The 21,904-nt window shown below is 70.1% G+C and carries 24 protein-coding genes; 11 read left to right on the top strand and 13 right to left on the bottom strand.

Annotated features, from left to right (window positions below; all coding sequences use genetic code 11):
• Position 1: 1 nt before the first annotated feature.
• Positions 2-751 carry a class I SAM-dependent methyltransferase gene (locus ACTWNK_RS37340; RefSeq protein WP_474309629.1) on the bottom strand — a complete coding sequence of 250 codons (750 nt, stop codon included), beginning with the start codon at positions 749-751 and terminating at the stop codon, positions 2-4.
• 260 nt (positions 752-1,011) lie between these two features.
• Here ACTWNK_RS37340 and ACTWNK_RS37335 point away from each other — a divergent pair, with 260 nt between their 5' ends.
• The 5 genes from ACTWNK_RS37335 to ACTWNK_RS37315 all read left to right on the top strand — a co-directional run bounded on the left by ACTWNK_RS37335 (position 1,012) and on the right by ACTWNK_RS37315 (position 5,768).
• Entirely contained in the window at positions 1,012-1,620 is a 609-nt protein-coding gene (locus ACTWNK_RS37335; RefSeq protein WP_474309628.1) for a sigma-70 family RNA polymerase sigma factor, read from the top strand.
• Positions 1,617-1,880, top strand: coding sequence for a mycothiol system anti-sigma-R factor (gene rsrA, locus ACTWNK_RS37330; RefSeq protein WP_474309627.1), 264 nt, complete (start codon positions 1,617-1,619; stop codon positions 1,878-1,880). Before ACTWNK_RS37335 ends, rsrA begins: the two co-directional genes overlap by 4 nt.
• 36 nt (positions 1,881-1,916) lie before the next feature.
• Positions 1,917-2,855, top strand: coding sequence for an NAD-dependent epimerase/dehydratase family protein (locus ACTWNK_RS37325; RefSeq protein ID WP_474309626.1), 939 nt, complete (start codon positions 1,917-1,919; stop codon positions 2,853-2,855).
• A 271-nt stretch (positions 2,856-3,126) separates the two neighbouring features.
• The gene (locus ACTWNK_RS37320) at positions 3,127-4,482 is read left to right on the top strand and encodes an HD-GYP domain-containing protein (protein ID WP_474309625.1); all 1,356 of its coding nucleotides are present in this window, start codon (positions 3,127-3,129) and stop codon (positions 4,480-4,482) included.
• The gene (locus ACTWNK_RS37315) at positions 4,479-5,768 is read left to right on the top strand and encodes an HD-GYP domain-containing protein (RefSeq protein WP_474309624.1); all 1,290 of its coding nucleotides are present in this window, start codon (positions 4,479-4,481) and stop codon (positions 5,766-5,768) included. The genes ACTWNK_RS37320 and ACTWNK_RS37315 overlap by 4 nt, the downstream gene beginning before the upstream one ends.
• A 27-nt stretch (positions 5,769-5,795) precedes the next feature.
• On the opposite strand, the gene ACTWNK_RS37310 is transcribed toward ACTWNK_RS37315, so the two are convergent.
• The gene (locus ACTWNK_RS37310) at positions 5,796-6,188 is read right to left on the bottom strand and encodes a thioesterase family protein (RefSeq protein WP_474309623.1); all 393 of its coding nucleotides are present in this window, start codon (positions 6,186-6,188) and stop codon (positions 5,796-5,798) included.
• Between ACTWNK_RS37310 and bsaP the strand changes: the two genes are divergently transcribed.
• The 4 genes from bsaP to ACTWNK_RS37290 all read left to right on the top strand — a co-directional run bounded on the left by bsaP (position 6,151) and on the right by ACTWNK_RS37290 (position 10,152).
• Entirely contained in the window at positions 6,151-6,375 is a 225-nt protein-coding gene (bsaP, locus tag ACTWNK_RS37305; protein ID WP_474309622.1) for a biotin synthase auxiliary protein BsaP, read from the top strand. The two genes, ACTWNK_RS37310 and bsaP, sit on opposite strands and share 38 nt — an antisense overlap.
• Positions 6,376-6,449: 74 nt before the next feature.
• Entirely contained in the window at positions 6,450-7,418 is a 969-nt protein-coding gene (locus tag ACTWNK_RS37300; RefSeq protein ID WP_474309621.1) for a trypsin-like serine peptidase, read from the top strand.
• A gap of 3 nt (positions 7,419-7,421) precedes the next feature.
• Positions 7,422-8,357, top strand: coding sequence for a trypsin-like serine peptidase (locus ACTWNK_RS37295; protein ID WP_474309620.1), 936 nt, complete (start codon positions 7,422-7,424; stop codon positions 8,355-8,357).
• A gap of 148 nt (positions 8,358-8,505) precedes the next feature.
• Complete coding sequence (locus ACTWNK_RS37290) at positions 8,506-10,152, top strand: serine/threonine protein kinase (RefSeq protein WP_474309619.1); 1,647 nt, start codon at positions 8,506-8,508, stop codon at positions 10,150-10,152.
• On the opposite strand, the gene ACTWNK_RS37285 is transcribed toward ACTWNK_RS37290, so the two are convergent.
• From ACTWNK_RS37285 to ACTWNK_RS37260, 6 genes are all read right to left on the bottom strand, one after another.
• Positions 10,149-11,795, bottom strand: coding sequence for an acetolactate synthase (locus ACTWNK_RS37285; protein WP_474309618.1), 1,647 nt, complete (start codon positions 11,793-11,795; stop codon positions 10,149-10,151). The genes ACTWNK_RS37290 and ACTWNK_RS37285 overlap by 4 nt on opposite strands.
• Positions 11,796-11,874: 79 nt before the next feature.
• Positions 11,875-12,843 (bottom strand): thermonuclease family protein, encoded by a 969-nt coding sequence (locus tag ACTWNK_RS37280; RefSeq protein WP_474309617.1) that lies wholly within the window; start codon positions 12,841-12,843, stop codon positions 11,875-11,877.
• A 42-nt stretch (positions 12,844-12,885) separates the two neighbouring features.
• Positions 12,886-13,884 (bottom strand): biotin synthase BioB, encoded by a 999-nt coding sequence (gene bioB / locus ACTWNK_RS37275; protein WP_474309616.1) that lies wholly within the window; start codon positions 13,882-13,884, stop codon positions 12,886-12,888.
• 38 nt (positions 13,885-13,922) lie between these two features.
• Positions 13,923-14,642, bottom strand: a complete 720-nt coding sequence (gene bioD, locus ACTWNK_RS37270; RefSeq protein WP_474309615.1) for a dethiobiotin synthase — start codon at positions 14,640-14,642, stop codon at positions 13,923-13,925.
• A gap of 10 nt (positions 14,643-14,652) precedes the next feature.
• Positions 14,653-15,372: a GntR family transcriptional regulator gene (locus ACTWNK_RS37265; protein WP_474309614.1), complete on the bottom strand. Its 720-nt coding sequence runs from the start codon at positions 15,370-15,372 to the stop codon at positions 14,653-14,655.
• Positions 15,369-16,520 (bottom strand): 8-amino-7-oxononanoate synthase, encoded by a 1,152-nt coding sequence (locus ACTWNK_RS37260; RefSeq protein ID WP_474309613.1) that lies wholly within the window; start codon positions 16,518-16,520, stop codon positions 15,369-15,371. The genes ACTWNK_RS37265 and ACTWNK_RS37260 overlap by 4 nt, the downstream gene beginning before the upstream one ends.
• 74 nt (positions 16,521-16,594) lie before the next feature.
• Between ACTWNK_RS37260 and ACTWNK_RS37255 the strand changes: the two genes are divergently transcribed.
• Positions 16,595-18,064: a sensor histidine kinase gene (locus ACTWNK_RS37255; RefSeq protein ID WP_474309612.1), complete on the top strand. Its 1,470-nt coding sequence runs from the start codon at positions 16,595-16,597 to the stop codon at positions 18,062-18,064.
• 113 nt (positions 18,065-18,177) lie between these two features.
• Here ACTWNK_RS37255 and ACTWNK_RS37250 read toward each other — a convergent pair whose 3' ends face one another.
• A complete protein-coding gene (locus ACTWNK_RS37250; protein WP_358061859.1) occupies positions 18,178-18,432 on the bottom strand; it encodes a WhiB family transcriptional regulator in 255 nt (84 codons plus the stop codon).
• Positions 18,433-18,717: 285 nt separating this feature from the next.
• A complete protein-coding gene (locus ACTWNK_RS37245) occupies positions 18,718-19,665 on the bottom strand; it encodes a diacylglycerol/lipid kinase family protein (protein WP_474309611.1) in 948 nt (315 codons plus the stop codon).
• A 45-nt stretch (positions 19,666-19,710) separates the two neighbouring features.
• Between ACTWNK_RS37245 and ACTWNK_RS37240 the strand changes: the two genes are divergently transcribed.
• The gene (locus ACTWNK_RS37240) at positions 19,711-20,109 is read left to right on the top strand and encodes a hypothetical protein (protein ID WP_474309610.1); all 399 of its coding nucleotides are present in this window, start codon (positions 19,711-19,713) and stop codon (positions 20,107-20,109) included.
• An 18-nt stretch (positions 20,110-20,127) separates the two neighbouring features.
• On the opposite strand, the gene ACTWNK_RS37235 is transcribed toward ACTWNK_RS37240, so the two are convergent.
• The 3 genes from ACTWNK_RS37235 to sodN form a co-directional block, all read right to left on the bottom strand.
• A complete protein-coding gene (locus ACTWNK_RS37235) occupies positions 20,128-20,907 on the bottom strand; it encodes an RNA polymerase sigma factor SigF (protein ID WP_474309609.1) in 780 nt (259 codons plus the stop codon).
• Positions 20,908-20,924: 17 nt separating this feature from the next.
• Positions 20,925-21,350 (bottom strand): ATP-binding protein, encoded by a 426-nt coding sequence (locus tag ACTWNK_RS37230; RefSeq protein WP_474309608.1) that lies wholly within the window; start codon positions 21,348-21,350, stop codon positions 20,925-20,927.
• 144 nt (positions 21,351-21,494) lie between these two features.
• Positions 21,495-21,896: a superoxide dismutase, Ni gene (gene sodN, locus ACTWNK_RS37225; protein WP_474309607.1), complete on the bottom strand. Its 402-nt coding sequence runs from the start codon at positions 21,894-21,896 to the stop codon at positions 21,495-21,497.
• Between the last annotated feature and the right edge of the window lie 8 nt (positions 21,897-21,904).

The raw sequence follows: 21,904 nt of genomic DNA, 5'->3' as shown, positions 1-21,904 counted from the left end.
CTCAGCCCTTCTTCACGGCGCTGGCCACCAGGTGGATGCCGACCGTGTCGTCGTCGTCGGGGTGCGCGTCGAGCTCGGTGCGCACCAGCCAGGCCAGCGCGCGTGCGTCGGTGGCCAGGACGTGGTCGACCGTCGACGGCGAGAGCACCGTGCGCGGGCGCATCCACTCCACCTCCAGGCCCGCCTCCGACAGCAGCTCGCGGAACTGGCCGCTGGAGAAGCAGCGCGTGATGCTGCCGTCCGGCCACGGCACCAGCATGACCTCGCCCGACGAGGTCTGACGCAGGTGCTGCCAGTAGTTCTGCTCGGCCAGGATCGCCATCCCGAGCACCAGCGAGTCCACGCACACCAGCGCCCTGCCGCCCGGACGCAGCACCCTGGCCACGTCGCTCATCGCCGACTCGGCCATGAGCTCGATCGACATCACGCGTTCCTCGGCCACGACCGCGTCGACGCATCCGTCCGGCAGGAAGGAGAGGTCGTCCGAGCGCACCTGACGCACCCGGTCGGCATCGCGCAGCTGCGGCTGCCCTTCCACTGCCCGGCGGAAGTCGATCACCTCGATGACCCGGTGACCGGCCTTGACCGCCTGCCCCGACCAGCGGCCTCTGCCGCCCGACAGGTCGAGGATCACCGACGGACGGGCGGGCAGCCAGCGACTCAGCTGCTCCGCGACCACCGCGCGGTAGAAGTTCCAGTACGGCCCTAGTGTCCCTGTGCCGTTCAGCTCTTCGGCCGGAATGGGCAGCACACGCGACTCCATGTGGTTCCGGGAAATGGCTACCAGCCGGTACGTATGTTTTTCCCCGCACCGGGTCGTTCGTCACCTTCTATCTTGCGGGAACAGACGCGGGCTTGGGCGTGTTGCCAACGAGCATGCTGACGTTGCTCGATCCCCGGATGGATCCCCGGCTCCAACCCCGCCCCGGTGATCCTGTGGCCCCTGACGAGCGGGTATCCTCCGCTGAGTACGGTGTCCCGCTCCAGCCGGCCACCGGCGATCATAAGGGGGTGGGTCCGGTCCCTGCGACAGGCGCGGAGACTCTGGAGCAGCGGAGTGCACGGTTCGAGCGGGATGTCATGCCCTATCTGGACCAGCTCTACTCCGCGGCGCTCCGGATGACCCGGAACCCAGCGGATGCGGAGGACCTTCTCCAGGAGACCTTCGCCAAGGCCTTCGCCTCCTTCCACCAGTTCCAGGAGGGCACCAACCTCAAGGCCTGGCTCTACCGCATCCTGACCAACACCTTCATCAACAGCTACCGCAAGAAGCAGCGGGAGCCGAAGCAGTCGGGCGCGGAGGAGATCGAGGACTGGCAGCTCGCGCGTGCCGAGTCGCACACCTCGACCGGTCTGAAGTCGGCCGAGGCCGAGGCGCTCGAGCACCTGCCCGACGGCGACATCAAGGAGGCGCTCGCCGCGCTTCCCGAGGAGTTCAGGATCGCGGTCTACCTGGCCGACGTCGAGGGCTTCCCGTACAAGGAAATCGCCGACATCATGGGCACTCCCATCGGCACGGTGATGTCGAGACTCCACCGCGGCCGCAGGCAGCTGCGGTCGCTCCTCGAGGACTACGCCCGCGAGCGCGGCCTGGTTCCGGCGGAGGGATCTGCGAAATGAGTTGCGGGCCGCACGACAAGGACTGTCGCGAAGTGCTGGACCAGGTCTACACCTACCTCGACGGCGAGCTCGGCGAGGGCGAGTGCGTCGACATCAAGCTGCACCTCGACGAGTGCAGCCCGTGCCTTGAGGAATACGGGCTGGAGAAGGTCGTCAAGCAGCTGGTCGCCAAGCACTGCGGCTGCGATCCGGTGCCCGGCGACCTGAAGGAGAAGGTGCTGGCGCGGATCGCGCAGGTCAGGGCCGACCTCGCGGACTAGGATCTCCCCTGCATCACTGCTACGGGAGGGGCGATCATGCGCGCACTTGTCACCGGTGGAGCCGGGTTCATCGGCTCCACACTGGTCGATCGGCTGCTGGCCGAGGGGCACGAGGTGGCGGTCGTCGACGACCTGTCGTCCGGCAGCAGGGCCAATCTGCGGGACGCGGCCGGGCACAGCGCCTTCAGCCTGCACGAGCTCGACATCCGCGACCCGGCGGTCGTGGGCCTGGCGGCCGAGTTCAGGCCCGAGACGGTCTTCCATCTGGCCGCCCAGATCAGTGTGCGCAAGAGCGTGGCCGACCCGGTGCACGACGCCAGGCTCAATGTCGAGGGCACGGCATCGGTCCTGACGGCGGCCCAGCGCGGCGGCGCGCGCAAGGTGCTGTTCGCCTCGTCGGTCGCGGTCTACGGCAGACCGGCCGTCCTGCCGGTGCCGGGCGACGCGGCCACCGACCCCCGCTCGCCCTACGCCGCCTCCAAGCTGAGCGGCGAGACGTATCTCGCGGTGTTCAAGGCGCTCTACGACATCGACTACACGACGTGCGTGCTGTCCAACGTCTACGGGCCGAGGCAGTCGCCCGAGGGCGAGGCCGGTGTGGTCGCCATCTTCACCGACGCCCTGCTGGCGGGCGCGCCGACCGTGGTGTTCGGCGACGGGTCGCAGACGCGTGACTACATCTTCGTCGAGGATGTCGTCGACGGCTTCGTGCGCGCCTCCGGCGATCGGGGCAACGGCCGCAGGTTCAATCTGGGCACCGGCGTCGAGACCACCGACAGGCGGCTGCACTCGCTGATCGCCGCCGCCGCGGGCGCCCAGGACCGGCCCGACACCGCTCCGGCCCGCCTCGGCGACCTGCCCGCCATGTCGGTCGACCCCGCGCCCGCCTACGAGGCGCTCGGCTGGCAGCCGCGCACCGACCTGGCGACGGGGCTCAAGGCCACGGTGGAATGGGCCAGGTCGGTCAAGGGGTGATCCGGCTCACCGCGACAATGCGCGAGGAACCGCAATGAGTAGTTGAATGATTACGCTTTGCTTGCGATTCTCGGCTTGGCCGCCTTCGGCGCGTTGATTTCTGTAGCGTGAGGCGCAGAAGAAAACGTGGAGGGCAAGCCCATGGTGAAGGCAATGGCCATCAGGATCGTGCTGGTCGCGCCTATGGTTCTTCTGGCGGGCGGATTTCTCCTCCCGCCAGGAGTGTCCTGGACCTGAGCGGACGCCCGGTTCGCATCTTTGAGGGGCCGCATTGCGTGGACTGCCGTGGCCTGCCAAGGTCTACCTCGTCGCCGTCATCGGCGCGGCCTGTGCCCTGATCGGGCACAGCATTCTCCTTTCCGGTCACCTGTCGGAAATCGCCGGCTGGGACACCCTGCTCGTTCTCGCACTGCTGTTCCTGGTGTGCGAGTCGATGCCGACCCTGCTCAACGTGGATCAGTTCGCCGTGTCGGTGAGCTTCTCGGCCGCGCTCGCCGCCGTGGTGCTCGTCGGGCCCGAAGGGGCGGCCCTGGTCGGGCTGACCGCCGTCTTCAGCGTGCGGCCGGGCCTGCCGGTGGTCAAACGGCTGTTCAACGGCTCACAGTTCGCCATATGCGGCTATGCGGCCGGGTGGCTGTTCGAGTGGCTCGGCGGACGGCCCGGCATTCCCGATATCAAGGCGTTCGGCGCGCTGATCGGGCCCTACGCCGCGGCGGCCGCGGTGTTCGTGGTGCTCAACATCGTGCTGACCGCGACCGTCGTCTGGCTGGCCACCAAGGTCAGGCCGGAAGAGGTGCCGGTGCGCGGGCTGGCCCAGTTCTTCGTCTCCTATCTGGGCTATGCGACCTTCGGGCTGCTGGTGGCCGGGCTGTGGGCGACCGTGCAGTCGATCTCGGCCGTGCTCGTGCTGCTGCCGCTGTTCGTCGCGCGGTGGGCCTTCGGGCAGTACCTCGCCCAGCAGCGCTCCTACGAGGCGACGATCGCGGCGCTGGCCCAGGCCGTCGAGACCAAGGACTACTACACCCGAGGCCACTGCAGACGCGTGTCGCTGGCCTCCAGCATGATCGCCCAGGAGATCGGCATGGGACCGGAACGGCTGCGCGCCATCCGCTACGCCGGAATGCTGCACGACGTCGGCAAGCTCGGCGTGCCCACCAAGGTGCTGCAGAAGGAGGGGCCGCTGACCGAGGAGGAGTTCGCCGCCATCCAGCTGCACCCCATGCGCGGTCTGGAGATCGTGCGGGGCATCGACTTCCTCGACGAGGCCTTCGCCGGGATCATGCATCACCACGAACGCCACGACGGGCGCGGCTACCCGATGGGCCTGGCCGGTGACGAGATCCCCGAGTTCGCCCGGGTCATCGCCGTGGCCGACGCCTTCGACGCCATGACCTCGGACCGCTCCTACCGCAACGCCCGCACGGTCGAGGTGGCCGTGGGCGAGCTGCGCAAGGGCGCGGGCACGCAGTTCGACCCGGTCATGGTGACGGCCTTCGTCAAGGCGCTCGACCGAAGCCCCTGGGACCCGCCGAGCAAGGTCGAGGCGCCACCCTTAGGCGAGGCCGAGATCACCACCAAGGACCACGACGACCCGACCATGCCCATCCAGGTGGTGAGCGGGCCGTGACCGTTACCCGCGGCGTCGCGACGACGCGCCTGTTCAAGGGCCTCGACTCGGGCCAGCTCCTGCTCATCAGCGCGGCCGGGCTGCTGGCCGTGGCGGGGGTGGCGCACACCGCCGCCGTGGGACTCGTACGCGCCGACATCGCCGTGGGCTTCGGCGCGCTCATCGCGGTGGGCGAGCTGGCCAGGCTGACGATGCCGGGCAACAGGGAGGTCGCGCCGATCGGCGCGGCGGCGGCGCTCGGCTACACGCTGCTGCTCGACCTCGGCAATGTGCCGCTGACGCACTCGGCCCTCCAGGTGGTCGCGGTGATCGCGGTCGGGATGATGGCGGGCGCGCTGCCGCACCTGGCCGTGGGCAGGCCGCCACGCCTGGACGCGATGGCCAGGCGGCTGCTCACCGGCGCGCTGCTGGCCTTCGCCTTCAGGCCGCTGGCCGCGCCGCTGCACCAGATGACCCAGCCGCCGCAGCTCACCTGGTGGCCTGCCCTGGTCGTCATGGTGCTGCTGATCGTCTTCAGCCTGCTGGTCGACGTGCTGATCGCGGCCATGCTCAGGGCCGAGCAGGTGCGCACGCTGTTCAAGGTCGCCGTGCAGGACGAACTGCGGATGGCCTACCCGCTCGGCGCCGCCGTTGCCGCCTCGGGTGTGCTGCTCGCGCTGTCGTCGCACAGCATGGACCTGTTCGCCCTGCTGGTCTTCGCCGCGCCGCTGCTGGTCACCCAGGTGGCCTTCCGCAAGTACGCGGGGATCAGGGCGACGTATCTGCAGACCGTGCGTGCGTTGTCGCGGGTGACCGAGGTCGGGGGATATGTCGAGCCCGGCCACTCGCGCCGGGTCAGCAGGCTGTCGGTGGCGATCGGGCGTGAGCTCGGCATGCCGGAGCCGGAGCTGCTGGAGCTGGAGTACGCCGCGCTGATGCACGACATCGGCCAGCTGTCGCTGCGTGACCCGATCCCGGGAGGCGCGACCGTGCTGACCGATCCCGAGCAGGCCAGGCGGATCGCCGAGCTGGGCGCCGAGGTCATCAAGCAGACGGGCGTCCTGGACCGGGTCGCCGATCTCGTACGCCGCCAGACCGACTCGATGCAGGAGGAGCCGCCGCTGTCGAGCCGGATCATCAAGGCGGCCAACGCCTACGACGACCTGGTGGGCGGTTCGACCGATCGCGACCGGGCTGGCGCGGCGCTGGAGCGGCTGCGTCTGGGCAGCGGCGTCGCCTACGACCCCCAGGTGATCGAGGCGATGGCCAGGGTGATCGACAGACTGGCCCCGGTGTACCTGCTCTGAGGTTGCGCCTGCTGTGAGGCCGAGGGCCTACGGCTTGGCGAGCTTGGCCAGGAACCTCTCCCTGTCGACGAGCACGCGCTCGACCGTCCCGTGCCCGACGACGGAGGAGCGCTCGCGGGTCAGGACGGCGGTGACGGCGAACACCAGCCGCCTGCCGTCGACCTCGGTCAGCTCGGCCCCGACGTCGACGTGCACACCGACGGGCACGGCGGCCGTGTGGTCGAGCACGACCCGGGTGCCCAGTGTCGTCTGGCCCGGCTCCAGGTGCGCCTGCACCGCCTGTACGGTGGCCGCCTCCATGAGGGTCAGCAGGCGTGGGGTGGCGAGCACGGGGACGTCGCCGCTGCCGACCTGCTGCGCGGTATCCTCGCGCTCGACCAGGATGAGCAACTGGGAGCGCAGACCGGGAGCGAGCGTCATGACGGCAGCCTACTGCGATCACTGCGGCGCGGGCCGTGCCGAAGGGGATCACGCCTCCTGTGATCGGGCCAGGGCGATGGAGCCGCCGCGGTACTGCGCCGAGTGCAGGCGCCGGCTGGTGGTGCAGGTGACGCCCGTCGGTTGGTCGGCCCGTTGCTCGGCGCACGGTCTCCTGACCAACTCATAGTCCGATTTGGGGCATTACGAGAAGTTTCATAGGTTTACGTCGTCTTTATCCCGACCGAACCTCTGAGGATCTCGATGCCCCCTCGTTCCCTGCTCGTCGCCTCGACGGCTTTCGCCGTCCTCGCGGTGACCCCCGCGCTGACCGCCGAGGCCGACGTGGTCTCGGCGCCCGTCGAGCACACCGTCCAGTACACGGTCAGGGGAGCCGACGGCAGCGGCTCGGCCTCCTCGACCGCCGCCCTTGAGGGCTACTGGACGGCCGAGCGCATGGCGGCCGCCGTACCCGCTGCCGTCAAGGGTGGCGCCGAGCTCACCCAGGGCAGACCCGCGGCCAAGGCGGTCAAGGCCAGGACCGTGGCGCCGCTGCGGGCCGGGCTCGGCGGGTCCAGGCCGCGCAGCGTGGGCAAGGTCTTCTTCACCATGGACGGCGGCGACTACGTGTGCTCGGCCTCGGTCGTGAACTCCGCCGGCCGCAACCTGCTGGCCACCGCCGCGCACTGCGTCAACGACGGCGGCTCCCGGTGGGCGCGCAACTTCGTCTTCGTGCCGTCCTACTCCGAGTCGGGCGGCAGGTACCGCGCGCCGTACGGAGTCTGGGCCGGTAAGAAGATCGCGGTGAACTCGGCGTGGACCAAGACGCGCGACCTCGACCACGACTACGCCTTCGTGAGCGTCGCCAAGCTGCGCGGCAAGAGGGTGGCCAACGTGGTCGGCGCCCAGGGCATCAAGTGGAACCAGCCCGCGCGCATCGACGTGCGCGTCTACGGCTACCCGGCCGAGCGCCCGTGGGACGGCTCCCGCATGGTCAGCTGCGCCAAGCGCACCACGATCTACCGCGTGCCGAATGCGAAGATCGACGCGCACCGCTTCACGACGTGCAAGCTGTCGGGCGGTTCGAGCGGCGGCCCCTGGATCAAGGGAGCAGGCTATGTCGTCGGCGTGCAGAGCCAGAAGTGGTGGGACGCGCAGCGTGTGATCCGCTACAACTCCTCCCCGTACTTCGGCGAGCAGACCTTCCGCACCTACAAGCGCCTGGCGGGCTGACCCGTGCGGACACGTATGACGACGGCGGCGCTGCTCGCCGGACTGGTCCTGCTGCCCGCGCTCGACGCCTCCGCCGAGCCGGTCGACCCCGGCGCCCCGGTGCGCGGCGAGGCCTCGGGCCACGGCGACGCCAGGGACGGGTACTGGACGGCCTCGCGGATGAGGGCGGCCGTCCCCATGCGGGCGCAGCAGGACCTCGCCACGAAGGTCGCGGGCCTGTCGAACGGCCCGGCCGCCGCGACGAAGACCGTGCAGCCGCTGCGGATCAAGGGATCGGGACAGCCGCGCAGCGTGGGCCGTCTCTTCTTCACCCACCGCGGCAAGAACTACTGGTGCTCGGCCGCCGTGGTGAACTCCGCACTGCGCAACCTCGTGGCCACGGCCGGGCACTGCGTCAGCAACGGCAAGGGCGTCTGGTACAAGGACGCGATCTTCGTGCCCGGCTACCGCGACGGCAGGGCGCCGCACGGCGTCTGGTACGCCTCGGTGAAGACGTCGGTCGTGGGCTGGCACAAGTGGGCGGACTCCGACTACGACTACGGCTTCGTGCTCCTGCACAAGCGCAAGGGCAAGCAGATCGCCAACGTGGTCGGCGCCCAGGGCATCCGGTGGAACGCCAAGAACACGGCCAAGGTCACGATGTTCGGCTATCCGCAGACGACGTCGGGCGGCAGGCGGATGGCCACCTGCACGGCCAAGGGGCGGCTGGTCAGCGCGTCAAAGCTCGGCATCTCGGCGCACCGCATGGCCCCCTGCAAGCTGGGGCCCGGCGCCGACGGCGGGCCGTGGATCGCGGGCTATCGGGCGGCCGACGGCACCGGATATCTGGTGGGCGTCCAGAGCGCCTTCTGGTGGTCGGGTAACCGTCATGTGGCGAATTCGTCGCCTTTGCTAGGAGAGACGGCCTACTCTCTTTACCGGTGGACGCAGCAACTTTGACGCAGTGATGGTGGTATGGCGGCATCCGCCGGCCATACCCCGCACAGGTTTTCGTGACCTCCGCGTTATCTAGTCGCGATACAAATCCGCTTTGTTGGAGACCTTGGGGTGGCAGAGGTTTCCGAGTTGAAGGGGGTAACGGGGGGGCATGGTGGCCCAAGGGACGACGCTGGCGGGGAGGTACCGCCTCGACACCCGCATAGGCGCCGGTGGCATGGGCGAGGTCTGGAGAGGTGAGGACATCGTTCTCGCCAGGACCGTCGCCGTCAAGGTGCTGCTCCCAGGGCGGATGGACGACTCGGGTTTCGTCGCGCGCTTCCAGGGCGAGGCGCGGGCGATGGCGACCGTCAACCACCCTGGTGTGGTCGACGTCTACGACTACGGTGTGGCGGAGGTGCCGGGGGCGGGGGCCACCGCGTACCTCGTGATGAAGTTCGTCGACGGCGAGCCGCTCGACCGGCTGCTGGCCAGGCTGGGGCGCATCTCGCCCGAGTCGGCCATGGAACTGATCGCGCAGGCGGCCTCGGCGCTGCATGCCGTGCACGAGCAGGGCATCGTGCACCGCGACGTGAAGCCCGGCAACCTGCTCGTGCAGCGTGACGGCACGCTGGTCATCACCGACTTCGGGATCGCCAGGGCCGATGTGGCCAGCAGGCTCACCGACGCCGGCATGGTGCTCGGCACGGCCGCCTACTGCGCGCCCGAGCAGGCCGAGGGCTACCCGGTCACTCCGGCCGTCGACATCTACGCACTCGGCGTGGTGGCCTACGAGTGCCTGACGGGCAGGCGGCCCTTCGACGGCGACACGCCTGTGACGATCGCGCTCAAGCACATCAGGGAGGCGCCGCCGCCGCTGCCCGGAGACATCCCGCCGCCGGTCAGGCAGGTCGTCGAGCGGGCGCTGCTGAAGGATCCGGAGCGGAGATACCCCACGGCCGGTGCGATGAGCGCGGCCGCGAGGCAGTCGATCCTGGCGCCGCTCGAAGGGCTGAGCGGCCTCGCGCCGCAGATGCCGTACCAGACCGGGTCACAGCAGGCGCAGGTCTACCCGCAGGCCACAGGGGACACAGGAGCGCCGCAGACGGGCTCCTACCAGCCTGCGGACACCGCTCTGGCCTCCCCGGCCGGGACGGCCACCCTGGCCGCCTCAGGGGCGCGCAGGGGACGGCGCGCGGTCAAGGCCAAACGCAGGAGCGGTCTGGTGGCCGGCATCGCGGTCGTCGCGGTGCTCGGCGTCGGCGCCGGGGCCGTCGCGCTCACCGGGGCAGGTGAGCAGGACCCCGGACTGCACGCGGGCCGGGTGACCGCGACGCCCAGGACCGAGCAGCCGAGCGACACCCCGACCACGCCGAAGAGCAGGCCGCCGACCAGGCCGCCGACCTCTCGCTCACCCCGCCCGCCCGAGCCGACGCACGAGCCGAGCACCGAACCGACCGAGCCGGAGCCGACCGAGCCGACGGACGAGCCCACGACCAAGCCCCCCACGACCAAACCGCCGACCAGCAAGCCGCCGACGCCCACCAGGACGCCGCAGGCCAAGAAGACGGTGCCGAACGTCGTCAACATGGGCGCCGAGGCGGCCAAGGCCAGGATCAGGGCGCACGGCTTCCAGATCCGGGTCGACGACCAGACCACGGGCGAGCCGGGCACATGCGTCGAGGTCGCCGACCAGTTCCCCTCGGGGGGTCAGCTGCTGGAGCAGGGGCGGCCGGTCAAGCTGGTGCTGATCAGCCAGCGGCCGTGCACCTCGCCCAGCCCGTCCGCCTCCGTCAGCATCGCGCGCATCCTGTCCTAGACGCCCGTGGTGTTGCGCGGATAGGCGACCTGCGGGTCGGTGGCGATGTTGACCAGGTACGGCACGCCCGAGTCGAACGCCCTGCGCAGCGCGGGCGCGATGTCGGCGGGCGAGGTGACGAGCTCGCCCGCGCCGCCGAGCGCGGTGACGACCTGGTCGTACCTGGTCTGCGGCTGCAGCTCGGCGGCCACGTCGTAGCCGTAGAGCATCTGCATGGGGTGCTTCTCCAGGCCCCAGATGCCGTTGTTGCCGCAGATCATCACGACCGGCAGCTTGTGCCTGACCAGTGTGTCGACGTCCATCAGCGAGAAACCGGCGGCGCCGTCGCCCAGCAGGAGCACCACCTGCGAGGACGGGCGGGCCAGCCTGGCGGCGACGGAGTAGCCGAGCCCGGTGCCGAGACAGCCGTAGGGCCCGGGGTCGAGCCAGTTGCCCGGGTTGCGTGGCTCGACGTACTTGCCGGCGTAGGAGACGAAGTCGCCGCCGTCGCCGATGACCACGGCGTCGTCGTCGAGCAGCCTGCCGAGCTCGCCGTAGATGCGCATCGGGTGGATCGGGTCGGAGTCGGAGGCCAGCAGGTCGGCGTCGGCGGCGATGGCCGAGGCGGCGCTCTCGCCCAGCTTGGTGACCCACTCGCTGTAGCGCTTGGGCTCCACGCTCGCCTCGCCGCAGGCCGCGCTCAGGCTCCAGAACACCAGCGACAGGTCGCCCGCCGCCGAGACGACCGGCTGCATGTGCGTGGTGAGCTGCGAGGGCGCGTCCATCAGGTGCACCACCTTGGCCAGCGGCGCGCCGTCCTTGCCGCCGAACCAGCCGTAGCCCAGCCTGAAGTCCAGCGGCGTGCCCACCACGATGACCAGGTCGGCCTGGGAGAAGGCGAGACCGCGCGCCCGCGTGACCAGCAGTTCGTGCCCGGCGGGCAGGATGCCGCGGCCCTGGCCGTTGGGGATGACCGGCAGCCGCCACGACTCGACGAAGTCGCGCGCCGCCTCCTCGGCCCGGTCCATCCACACGTCGGAGCCGAGCACCACGACCGGCCGCTCGGCCTCGCCGATCAGCGCCGCCACCCTGGCCAGCGCGTCGGTGTCGGGTTCGAGCGGGGAGGGGCTCTGCGTCTGCACGTCGTGCACGGGCGAGGGCGAGAACAGGTGGTCCATGGCGAAGTCCATGAACACCGGGCCCCTGTGCGGCGCGACCGCCGTGCGGAAGGCCATCTCGACGTCCTGGCCGATGGAGTCGGCGCCGGTCGCGGTGAAGGAGAGCTTGGTGATCGGCCGCAGCAGGGGCGGGTGGTCGAGCTCCTGCAGGGCGCCGCTGCCCCAGCGCGACTCCGGGGCGCGCCCGCCCATGACGACGACGGGGGAGCCGTTGAAGTGCGCGGTCGCGATGCCGCTCACGCCGTTGGTGATGCCGGGCCCCGCGGTCAGTACGGCCAGGCCCGGTTTGCGGGTCAGCCTCGCGGTCGCCTCGGCGGCGAACACCGCGCTCTGCTCGTGCCTGACGTCGAGAATGCGCATGCCCTCGTGCACGGCGCCGTCGTAGAGGGGGAAGACGTGCCCGCCCGAAAGGGTGAACATCGTCTCGATGCCATAGGCCTTGGACACGGCGACCGCGGCGTCTCCGGCGTGCTTCACAGACTCCATGCCGGGAACCTACCAACGAGTTACCTGTGTAAACAGGGCATGCCCGATAGATGGCCTCCTCTTATGCCGCCTGCCCCGGCTACAGCGGCGGAACCGACCATCCCTTCTCATGCCAAAGCGGGGCGTGCTCGGCGTTGATGTAGAGGCGGTCCTCGGGACGGGAGATCCGGAAGTAGCTCTGCGGGTGCAGCAGTTCGCGCCCACTGTCGGACAGGTCGAGCACATAGCGGTCAGGTGCCCGGCGCTGGGCCAGGAACCGCAGCTCGAACGGCTGTACGGCCAGCGGGTCCGCGTGGTTCCACAGGCCGAGCCCGGCCGTCCTCGCCTGGCCGACGTTGCGCCTGGCCCGGCCGAGCGCGCCCTTCTCTGCCAGCGTCCTGGCCGTGCCCGGCGCGGGGACGTGGTCGGCGACCCGGCCCTCCTGGCGGACGAACGGGTCGACATTGGGCCAGATGAAGTACGGCACGACATGCCCGGCGGCGAGCAGGCGCTCGTTGTAGGCGTCGGGCCTCGGGGGCAGCTTCTGCTCGCGGTTGACGTAGCACAGCAGCCTGCCGTACCTGTCCAGGATCTCGTGCGCGAAGGCGAGACGGATCTTGAAGGTGTCCGGCGTGAGGCCCTGTTCGGCGATGTCGCCGCTGACCATGTCCCTGAGCGCCTGGGTCGAGGGCACGGAGTGGGCGGCGTGGTTGGGCGCCGCGTTCGGGCCGAGCCTGGCCAGCAGGTCGGCGTGCAGAGCCGAGCGCAGGACGAGTTCGGGGTAGCCCGCGGCGAACGGGTCGGTCAGGAAGGCCGTCCAGGCCGGGTTCTCGATCTTGACGAAGCCTTTCGGCTGGTCGGGCAGTGCGGGGTTGCGGGGCAGCTCGAAGCTGACCTCGGGGGCGTCGACGCCGAGCAGGCGCACCCCGAAGTTGCCGTCGGCCGCGATGTTGAGGGTGTCGCCGTCGTGCACGATCTTGTCGACCGGCTGGGCGACGCCTTTGGCCCTGGCGAGCAGGGCGTGCCCGACGGTTATCCCGGGAACGGGCTGTTCGATTGCCTTTGCCATAGTTGAATCATGCGCCGCCCCGACCCCGATGTCCGGAAAAATCTACAGAGTCTGTGACAACGCCTTGATCGGCATCTTCAGGTCGCTGAGCAGCTCCAGGTCCTGCGCGGGCGTACGGCCGAGCGTCGTCAGGTAGTTGCCGACGATGATGGCGTTGATGCCGCCGAGCATGCCGTCACGCGTGCCGAGATCGCCGAGCGTCAGCTCACGCCCGCCCGCGTACCTCAGGATCGTGCGGGGGAGCGCCAGCCGGAAGGTCGCGATGGTCTTGAGCGCCTCGGACCCTTCGAGCAGCGGGAACTGTTCGAACGGCGTGCCGGGACGCGGGTTGAGGAAGTTGAGCGGCACCTCGTCCGGGGCCAGCTCGCCGAGCTGCGCGGCGAACTCGGCCCGTTGCTCCAGCGTCTCGCCCATGCCGACGATGCCGCCGCAGCACAGCTCCATCCCGGCCTCGCGCACCATGAGACAGGTGTCCCACCGCTCCTGCCAGGAGTGCGTGGTGACGACCGCGCCGAAGTGCGAGCGCGCGGTCTCCAGGTTGTGGTTGTAGCGGTGCACGCCCATCTCGGCCAACTCGTCGACCTGCGCCTGGGTCAGCATGCCGAGCGAACAGGCGACATTGATCTCGACGGCCTCCCTGATCGCCTTGACGCCCTCGCGCACCTGGTCCATCAGCCGCTGGTCCGGCCCCCTGACGGCGGCCACGATGCAGAACTCCGTCGCGCCCGTCGCGGCCGTCTGCCTGGCCGCCTCGACCAGCGAGGGGATGTCCAGCCAGGCCGCGCGCACGGGTGAGGTGAACTGGCCGGACTGCGAGCAGAAGTGACAGTCCTCGGGGCAGCCGCCTGTCTTGATCGAGACGATGCCCTCGACCTCGACCTCCGGGCCGCACCACTTCATCCGCACCTCGTGCGCGAGGGCCAGCAGGTCGCCCACCCGCTCGTCCGGCAGGCTCAGGCAGGCCAGCGCCTGCTCGGCGCTCAGCCCCCTGCCTTCGTCCAGCACCTGGGCACGCGCGATCTGAAGGATGTCGCCGCTCAAGGAAGACCACTCTCCTGACGTCAGGCCGACTCACCGGATCAGGACAGCTTAAGGGCCTGCCTGAAGGCCGCAGGATCGAACCCGCCGCCCAGCGAAGGGGCCAGGCCGGAGTGGGCGGCGGCGGCGAACTCCTCGATCCCGAGCGCGCCCACGCCCTCGGGGAACGCGCCCGCGAGCGGCCTGGCGGCCAGCATCTCCAGGTCGGCCACATTGCAGCGCTCGGCCAGACCGGGCTCGTCCGGCCAGGAGCCGATGACCAGCCCGGCCAGGTGCAGCCCGCGATGGGCCAGCGCCTCAAGGGTGAGCGCGGTGTGGTTGAGCGTGCCGAGCGCTGCCCTGGTGACCACGAGGACCTGCGCCGAGACCAACCTGGCCAGGTCGGCGATCGTCATGCCGTCCTCGTCGTAGCGCACCAGCAGGCCGCCCGCGCCCTCGACCACGACCAGCCGATGCGTGCGCGCCAGCTCCAGCACGCGCACGGCGCTCTCGGCCAGCGACACCGGCGCCCGGCCCGAGACCCGCGCGGCGGCGGCGGGCGAGAGCGGGTCGGGGAAGCGGGCCAGCTCGAACGTGGTGGGCACGCCGGACAGCCTGATCACATCGTCGACGTCGCCCGCCTCGCCGGGCAGTACGCCCGTCTGGCCCGGTTTGACCACCGCGACGGAGGCGCCGCGCCGCCTGGCCAGTGCGGCCACGGCCGCGGTGACGACGGTCTTGCCCACCCCTGTGTCGGTGCCGCTGACGACGAGAATGCTCATCTTCCGCAGCCTATGGGCGGCGCAGCCTCGTGACGAACTTGTAGCGGTCGCCCCGGTACAACGACTGCGCCCACTCCACCGGATTGCCGTCGGCGTCGAAGGCGTGCCGGGTGAGCAGCAGCATCGGCAGGCCGACGTCGACCCCGAGCGCCTGGGCGTCGTAGGGCGTGGCGAGCACGGTCTCGATGATCTCCTCGGCGTCGGTCAGCCTGACGTTGTAGGCGTTGTGCAGCGTCTCGTACAGCGAGGCGTGCACCTCCAGCTCGCGCCTGAGCCTGGGGAAGCGCCTGGCCGACAGGTGGGTGGTGTCGATGGAGACCGGCTCGCCGTTGGCCAGCCTGAGCCGGTGGATGCGCAGCACCCGGCCGCCGGGATTGATGGCCAGCCGCCTGGCCAGCGCCTCGTCGGCGGTGATGTAGCTCATGTCGAGGATCTTGGTGTCCGGCTCAAGGCCCGCGGTGCGCAGGTCGCCGATGTAGGAGGTCAGCTGCAGCACCTGTGCGACCTTCGGCTGGGCCACGAAGGTGCCCTTGCCCTGGATGCGCAGCAGCCGCCCTTCGACGACGAGCTCGGTCAACGCCTGGCGCACGGTGGTGCGGGAGGTCTCGAACCGTACGGCGAGCGTGCGCTCGGGCGGCAGCGAGCTGCCCGGCTGCAGGCTCTTGGTGAGCTCCAGCAGGTTGCGTTTGACGTCGTAGTACTTGGGTACGCGGGGAACGTCCTCGGTCACGCGCTCACCTTCACTCTCGCCACGGCGGTGAGGGCGTGTCTGATCACCGCGAGATCATCCGAACTCAGATTGGCCCGAGCGGTCAACCGCAGGCAAGAGCGGCCTTCCCGAACCGAGGGCGGCCGGAAGCAGCCGACGCGAACCCCCAGCTCCGCACACGTGGCGGCGGCCCGCAGTGCGATCTCGGGGGCGCCGAGCACCACAGGCACGACCGCGCCCGCCGGCTCACTCGTCTCCAGGCCGAGCTCGCGGGCCATGGCGGCCAGCTCCCTCGCCCTGGCGCGCGCGTGTCCTGGCAGCTCGGGCTGATGGTGAAGGATATCCACAGCGGTCAATGCGGCCGACACCGAGGCCGGTGCCAGCCCTGTGTCGAAGATGAACGAGCGTCCTGTGTCGATCAATGTGTCGATCACCTCCGGAGCGCCGAGCACCGCACCCCCCTGGGATCCGAGGGATTTGGACAGTGTGACGGTTCTCACAATGTGAGATGCCCCGAAAAGCCGCTCTGCGTACACGGCGCCGCGCCCCTGGTCGCCGACCACGCCCAGCGCGTGCGCCTCGTCCACGACCAGCAGCGCGCCCTGCCGCTCGGCTGCCTCGGACAGGGCGGCGACGGGGGCGAGATCGCCGTCGACGGAGAAGACCGCGTCGGTCACCACGAGCGCGTGCGGCTCGCTCCTGTCGGCCAGCGCCTTCTCCACCGCCCCGACGTCCTTGTGCGGCGTGAGGACCACCCGCGAGCGCGACAGCCTGCACGCGTCGACGATCGAGGCGTGGTTGCCCGCCTCCGACACCACGAGGGTGTCCCTGCCGCCGAGCGCGGCCACGGCGGCCAGGTTCGCCAGATAGCCGGACGAGAAGACGAGCGCCTTTTCGGCCCGGCAGAAATCGGCCAGCGCTCGTTCCAGCCGATCGTGCAGGGCGGTGGACCCGGTGACCAGCCGCGAGCCCGTCGAACCGGTGCCCCACACGCGCGCGGCGTCGGCTGCGGCGCGGATCAGCCTGGGGTCGCGTGCCAGTCCCAGGTAGTCGTTGGAGGCCAGGTCCACCAGCCCGTCGTCGTCCGGTGTGCGCGGGCGCAGCGTGCGCCGCAGCCCGGCGGCCGTACGGGCGGCGGCGGCCGTACGCAGTCTTGCCAGCGGATCCATGAGCGCATTCAACCAAACCCGCGCTCGCGCGGGGCGAGTTGGTTGTTAGGGCCAAAACCACGCATGATGCACTCGTGCCGACACTCAGCGACCTCGCGTACCGTCACACCGCGCTCGACGAAGCCGATGTGGACTGGCTGCACGCCCTGGTCTCCGACTGGCAGCTCCTGGCCGACCTGTCGTTCGCCGATCTCATCCTGTGGACACCGCGCGTCGACGGCACCGGCTGGATCGCCGTCTCCCAGATGCGCCCGACGACCGGCCCCACCGTCTACCACGACGACATCGTCGGAACGATGGCAAGCAAGGGCGAACGCCCCCTCATCGACACGGCCTGGAACGAGCGCCGCATCTGCCGCGAGGGCGACCCCGACTGGTCCAGCGGCGTCCCCGTACGCGAGGAGACCATCCCGGTACGGCGTGCCATGCCGGACGGCGAAGGCCGCTTCCTCGGCGTCATCCAGCGCTCGACCAATCTGTCGTCGGCCCGCACGCCCTCGCGCCTGGAGCTGACCTACCTGCAGAGCGCCTCCGACCTGGCCCAGATGGTGGCCGAAGGCCGCTTCCCCTTCTCGGGCGACGAGCCGATCCTGGTCAGGTCGCCGCGCGTGGGCGACGGCCTGCTGCGCCTGGACCGGGCGGGCAGGGTCACCTACGCCTCGCCCAACGCGCTGTCGGCCTACCGCAGGCTCGGCCTGAACGCCGACCTGGTGGGCGCCGAGCTCGGCCGGGTGACGGCCACGCTGTGCTACTCCGACGAGCCGATCAACGAAGACCTGATGATCGTGGCGAGCGGCCGTGCGGCCAAGGAGACCGAGGTCGAGTCCGGCGGCACGATCGTGCAGCTCAGGGCCATTCCGCTGATCGTGGGCGGCGGCCGGATCGGGGCGCTCGTCCTGATCAGGGATGTGACCGAGCTGCGCAGGCGCGAGCGCGAGCTGATGACCAAGGACGCCACGATCCGCGAGATCCACCACCGCGTGAAGAACAACCTGCAGACGGTCGCGGCCCTGCTGCGGCTGCAGGCGCGCAGGCTGCAGGTGCCGGAGGGCCGTGAGGCGCTGGAGGAGGCGGTGCGCAGGGTCGGCTCGATCGCGATCGTGCACGAGACGCTGTCGATGGCGCCGGAGGAGTTCGTCGACTTCGACGACGTCGCCGACCGGGTCATCGCGATGGCGGGTGAGGTGTCGGCGCCGGAGGCGGGCGTGACGCCGCGCCGGGTCGGCGCGTTCGGCGTGCTGCCTTCGGCCATCGCCACGCCGCTGGCCATGACGCTGACCGAGCTGCTGCAGAACGCCCTGCAGCACGGCAGGCCCAAGCGGCTTCAGGTCAGGGTGGTGCCCGGCCCCGAGCGGCTGACGGTGGTCGTCTCCGACGACGGGCGCGGTCTGCCGGAGGGCTTCGACCTGGACAATTCCACCAGCCTGGGGCTGCAGATCGTCAAGACCCTCGTGGTGGGCGAGCTGTCGGGCCGGCTGGCCGTCGAGCCGCGCGAGGGAGGCGGCACCGAGGTCACTCTCTCGATTCCGCTACCCTCTGTCTGATCAAGCACCTGCGCCGGTCACGGATGTGTTCCGTGGTCGACGCAGACGCGTGATCGTGGACGGTGTCCTTCCCTGGGCGCGAGGTCCGCGGTCGGGGAGGGGGGAGTGCGGGTTCAGACGTTCGCGCGGGCGCGGGCGCGGGCGGTGCGACGCTTGAGAGCGCGACGCTCGTCCTCGCTGAGGCCACCCCATACGCCGGCGTCCTGGCCGGACTCGAGGGCCCACTTCAGGCAGGCTTCGGTCGCCGGGCACTGACGGCAGACCTGCTTCGCCTCTTCGATCTGCATCAGGGCCGGGCCCGTGTTGCCGATCGGGAAGAACAGCTCGGGGTCCACGTCACGGCAGGCAGCTCGGTGGCGCCAGTCCATGCGTCCACTCCTTCGTCGGCGAGCCAGCGGCTCGGTGTGCAATGCGTGCGGTCGGAACTGCTTTGTGAAGACTTTCACTAACTTGAGCGAACCTTGAGCCGAACCCTGGTTGGGGATCCGGATCGGGGCTGCGGCGCCGGTCGGGGCCTTCGAGGGGTGAAAGGTCCTACGTTCCGACGTCAATGTTGAGATTGTCAGCGACCCTGAGCACACGCAAGGGGTTTGGTGGGAAGTTTTGACGGTTATGGATGTCGGATGCGTCACACAATGACCGAATGTAACCGCCTAGACCAGAACTTGTAACGCGTTCGGGATAGACCGGAACGTAACCGACTCACGTTCCCCCAGGTAGTCGCCATCCAGCTGAAAGGCGACAGGCCGGGCGGCCGTCAGGGTGAACTCCGCCTCGTCGTGCAGTTGCACCAGCCGCCTGCCCTTCGGCAGGGTGTCGCGCCGCTCCAGGATCTGACTGATCACCGGGATCATCGTGCTCGGCCCGATCCGGGTCAGGCCCAGCAGGTCGAGGCCCGTCTCGAAGCTCGCCCACGGCGTCGGATGAACCGGCCGCGAGCCCACGTACGTCCACGGTGAGGTGTTGGACACGATCGCCATGAACAGATGGCCCGCCGGTGGGATGCCCGGCCCGCTCAGCGTCATCGCCGCCTGGCGCTTGTCGGTCGCCAGGTAGTGCTTCAGCGCCGTGGCCACATAGCGGGCGGGAGTCGCCTTGCGTCCGGCGCCGCGCAGGCCCTCGACCGCGCGGATCACCTCGGCGTCGTAGCCCATGCCCGAGCAGAAGGTGAAATAGCGGCTCTCGCCCTCCCACAGGGCCTGGCCCAGGCCGACGGTTCTCCTGCGGTCGGCGGCCAGCGCCTCCAGCACCGCGCCCATCGCCTCGACCGGGTCGTTGGGCAGGCCGAGCGCACGGGCGAAGACATTGGCGCTGCCTCCGGGTATCACCAGCAGCGCCGGTCGGTCGTCGGCCCGCGTGCCGTGGTCGTCGGCGTTCAGCAGGCCGTTGGCCGTCTCGTTGACCGTGCCGTCGCCGCCGAGCACGGCCACGATGTCGAAGCCCCGCGCGCGGGCGGAGCCGGCCAGCTTGGCGGCGTGACCCCGGTATCCGGTCTCCTCGACCGTGAGGTCGACGGCGGCGCCGAGCGCCCTGATCATGACGTCTCGGGTACGGCGATTGGTCGTCGTCGCCTTCGGGTTGACCAGGAGCATGGCACGCATACTCGCCAGCGTATTCGGTCAAACGGCGAGGTAGGGTGTGCCCTTGTGACACGCCCTCTGACCCTGAAGCTCGCCGCCGTCGTCGTCGCCCTCGAAGGGGTGGTCGCGGTGGGGCTCGGCGGCTATGTGGCGATCGGCCTGCTGACCGGCCAGGCCAAGGAGGTCACGGTCGCGGCGGCGGTGGGCGCATTCGGCCTGCTGGTCGGCGCGGGCCTGATCTGGGTCGCGTACGGCGGGCTGCTGCGGGCCGAGCGCTGGGGCCGGGCGCCGGGCGTGCTCACCCAGATCTTCGCCCTGCCCATCGTCTACACCCTGTTCGAGTCCGACCGGCTCGACCTGGGCATCCCGCTGCTCGCGGTGGCGCTGACCGGGCTGGTCACCCTGCTGGCCCCCGCGACGACGCAGGCGCTCTACGGAGAGGACGCCACCGGCGCGGGAGCCTGAGGTCGGTCGTCGGCCGGATCAGTCGTCGGCGGTCAGGCCCTCGCGCAGCTGCGCGAGCGTGCGGGCCAGCAGCCTGGAGACGTGCATCTGGGAGATGCCGAGCTCGGTGGCGATCTGCGACTGGGTCATGTTGCCGAAGAACCTCAGCAACAGGATGCGCTTCTCCCTGGGCGGCAGCCGCTCCAGCAGGGGCTTGAGCGACTCCCGATACTCCACCCCTTCCAGCGACTCGTCCACGATGCCGAGCGAGTCGGACACGGCGGGCGCGTCGTCGTCGCCGGAGTCGGGCGCGTCGAGCGAGACGGTGGAGTAGGCGTTGGCCGACTCCAGGCCCTCGAGCACCTCTTCCTCGGTCATCTTGAGGAAGGCGGCGAGCTCGGCCACCGTCGGCGCCCGGCCCTCACGCTGCGACAGCTCGCTTATCGCCTTGGTCAGCGACAGCTTCAGCTCCTGCAGGCGGCGCGGCACGCGCACCGCCCACCCCTTGTCGCGGAAGTGGCGCTTGATCTCGCCGACGATGGTCGGTGTCGCATAGGTGGAGAACTCGACGCCACGGGCCAGGTCGAACCGGTCGATCGACTTGATCAGGCCGATGGTGGCGACCTGGGTCAGGTCGTCCAGCCACTCACCGCGGTTGCGGAAGCGGCGCGCGAGGTACTCGACGAGCGGCAGGTGCAGCTCGACGAGCTCGTCCCTGATGCGCTGGCGGCGCGGCTCGTCGGGGGCCAGCTCGGCCAGCTCGGCGAAGAGCATGCGGGCGCGGACCCTGTCGGGCACACCGCTGTCGCTGGCGGCCATGGCTCCAGTCCTTTCCGTCACGCCGGCCTCGCCGCGCCTCGGCGCTTGCGCAGGACGATCGCCATACGGTCGGGGGAGTCGGTCACGGCGTCGACGTCGTCGGCCAGTGCGGTGAGCACCATCCAGGCGAAGTCATCACGTTTGGGAGCTGAACTGCCAACGGTGGCGACTTCCACCCTGACCTGCATCTCCTGGCCAGTGAGCTCGAACTCGGCCGTCAGGTCGGTGCCGGGCACGGCGGCGCTGAGCAGCATGGCGCACGCCTCGTCGACGGCGATCCGCAGGTCCTCGATCTCGTCGAGGGTGAAGTCCAGCCGTGCGGCGAGCCCCGCTGTTGCCGTACGAAGCACGGACAGATAGGCACTGGCGGCCGGCAGCCTGACGCTCACCACGTCACGGATGCCCGCCATGCCCTCCGCACGGGTCTCGGTTTCCTCGGTCACGATCCTCCTAGCGAGTCCGGCACGCAGATGACGCTGACTGCAACTTACAACCCTAGAGCGACTGTTGGCCGACTGAGACTCGCCAAGCAACGAAAATGGCCCCGCGCCGGGCTGAGCCGGAGGGCGCGGGGCCATGATCAGGCCTTAGGCGGCCTTGGTCTCCCAGAAGATCTTGGAGATTTCATCGATCTTGGCGAGCAGGTCGTCGGCCTTGGCCACGTCGACCGTGCCCTTGGCCCCCGCGGCGCCCGCCAGCTTCGTGGCGTCCCAGAACAGCTGGTGCAGCTGCGGGTAGGTCTCCAGGTGCGGCGGCTTGAAGTAGTCGGTCCACAGCACCCACAGGTGGTGCTTGACCAGCTCGGCCCGCTCCTCCTTGATCGACAGCGCACGGGCGCGGAAGACCGGGTCCTCGTTCGCGGCGTACTTCTCCATGATGGCCTTGACCGAGTCGGCCTCGATCCGCGCCTGAGCCGGGTCGTAGACGCCGCAGGGCAGGTCGCAGTGAGCGGATGCGACATGCCTGGGTCGCAGCAGTCGTGCGAGCATCAGAGATT

The sequence above is a fragment of the Nonomuraea sp. IBHARD001 genome (assembly GCF_056106265.1).
The sequence above is the reverse complement of the archived record's forward strand: the minus strand, read 5'-3'. Positions and strand labels throughout refer to the sequence as shown.